Origin of the sequence: Rhodococcus sp. KRD197 (genome assembly GCF_017168235.1) — a bacterium.
GTDB lineage: Bacteria > Actinomycetota > Actinomycetes > Mycobacteriales > Mycobacteriaceae > Rhodococcoides.
This window is the reverse complement of sequence record NZ_JABFAO010000022.1, coordinates 1-1,440: the sequence shown is the minus strand read 5'-3', so window position 1 is coordinate 1,440 and position 1,440 is coordinate 1. Positions and strand designations below refer to the sequence as shown.

General features: G+C 61.0%; 1 protein-coding gene and 3 pseudogenes. 1 reads left to right on the top strand and 3 read right to left on the bottom strand.

Annotated elements, in window-relative coordinates:
- Together J1M86_RS26570 and J1M86_RS23360 are read right to left on the bottom strand one after the other, a co-directional pair.
- Positions 1-139: pseudogene (locus J1M86_RS26570) on the bottom strand (MBL fold metallo-hydrolase); the annotation flags it as partial.
- A pseudogene (locus J1M86_RS23360) lies at positions 127-213 on the bottom strand (hypothetical protein); the annotation flags it as partial. The pseudogenes J1M86_RS26570 and J1M86_RS23360, both read right to left, overlap by 13 nt.
- Positions 214-513: 300 nt before the next feature.
- Between J1M86_RS23360 and J1M86_RS23355 the strand changes: the two are divergent.
- Positions 514-1,179: a peroxiredoxin gene (locus J1M86_RS23355; protein ID WP_008720432.1), complete on the top strand. Its 666-nt coding sequence runs from the start codon at positions 514-516 to the stop codon at positions 1,177-1,179.
- 130 nt (positions 1,180-1,309) lie between these two features.
- Here J1M86_RS23355 and J1M86_RS23350 read toward each other — a convergent pair.
- Positions 1,310-1,440, bottom strand: a pseudogene (locus J1M86_RS23350) (cytochrome c biogenesis protein ResB); the annotation flags it as partial.

The window sequence follows — 1,440 nt, the reverse complement described above, 5'->3', positions numbered from 1 at the left end:
CGTGACCCGGAAAGACCTGGATATGATCTGGCTGCGTGACGAACGACCGCTTCAGACTGCGGAAGATCTGTTTGGCACCCTCGAAACGGGTGTCGACACCGTCGGCAGCTTCGTCGAGTAGGTCCGGATCATCGAGATCACTCCTGCGAGCTGACCCTGCGCACGCCGCAAACGGTTCAATACCAATGCGATGCTTACGGTGTCACCAGTCATGTCGTTCAGTCCTTCGTTCGATGAAACTCCAGTTTACCCCTAGCGGTAAGGGTGGTCGAGGTGGCCGAAGCTGGACGGTGGCCTCGGTGCGGATGTCGCGGCCCATGGGCTGGAGAGGCCGGGTCAGTCATCGTTGCACCGAGGGGTCGGGGCCACCCGTGACCTGTCGTAGTCGCCCATTGATGGGCTATACCGGTAGGGGTATACGGAAGACCGCGTCGCCGCCGACCTCAGGTTCACTTAAGACTCGACCGCTATCGTCGGCACCACCGCACCACCGCACCGGAAGGACAACCACTGATGACACTCACCATTGGCGACACCGCCCCCGATTTCCACGCCCAAACCACCCAGGGTCCGATCAACTTCCACGAGTGGATCGGTGAAAGCTGGGCAGTTCTGTTCTCCCACCCCCGCGATTTCACCCCGGTGTGCACGACCGAACTCGGTTACATGGCCACGATCAAACCCGAATTCGACCAACGCAACACCAAGATCATCGGGTTGTCAGTCGACCCACTCGACAACCACGTCGCATGGGCCGACGACATCGCCGAAACACAAGGTACCGCGCCCAACTATCCGATGATTTCCGACAACGACTACACCATTTCGAAGGCCTACGGGATGCTACCCGCCGAAATCGCCGGCGACCCGACCAGTCACACTCCGGCCGAGATGGCGACGCTGCGCAATGTCTTCGTCATCGGCCCCGATAAGACGATCAAGTTGGTGCTCATTTACCCGATGACCACCGGCCGCAACTTCGACGAGGTGCTGCGTGTAATCGACTCGCTACAACTCACTGCCGCGCACAAGGTGGCCACCCCCGCCCAGTGGAATAGAGGTGGCGACGTGATCATTGCCGGCTCGGTCAGCGACGAGGATGCTAAAAAGATCTATCCGGATGGCTGGACTGCCCCTCGCCCCTACTTGCGCATCGTTGCCGACCCCACCCAAGGCTGAGGGCGACGCCCACGGGCATGCTGAACCGTCCTGGATCTGACGGAGACCTGGTTCGAGCCACTTGGCGGTCGGAGGTGTCGGTCGAGATTGCTGACGGTGCTCGTTCTCATAGGGGTCGCGGTGGGCCGAATATCACCAGGGACACCAGTAGTCCGGTCATCATCGTGACCGCGAACACGAGCACCCACCGCTGCGCGGGGTCGTATCCGACCTGGAGGTTCGCGAATTCCTTGGCACCGTCGAACCGGACGACGGTGCCGT

Bases quoted from the DNA above. Each gene is read 5' to 3' on its own strand.
- J1M86_RS23355 (WP_008720432.1), top strand. From the start codon at position 514: ATGACACTCACCATTGGCGACACCGCCCCCGATTTCCACGCCCAAACC.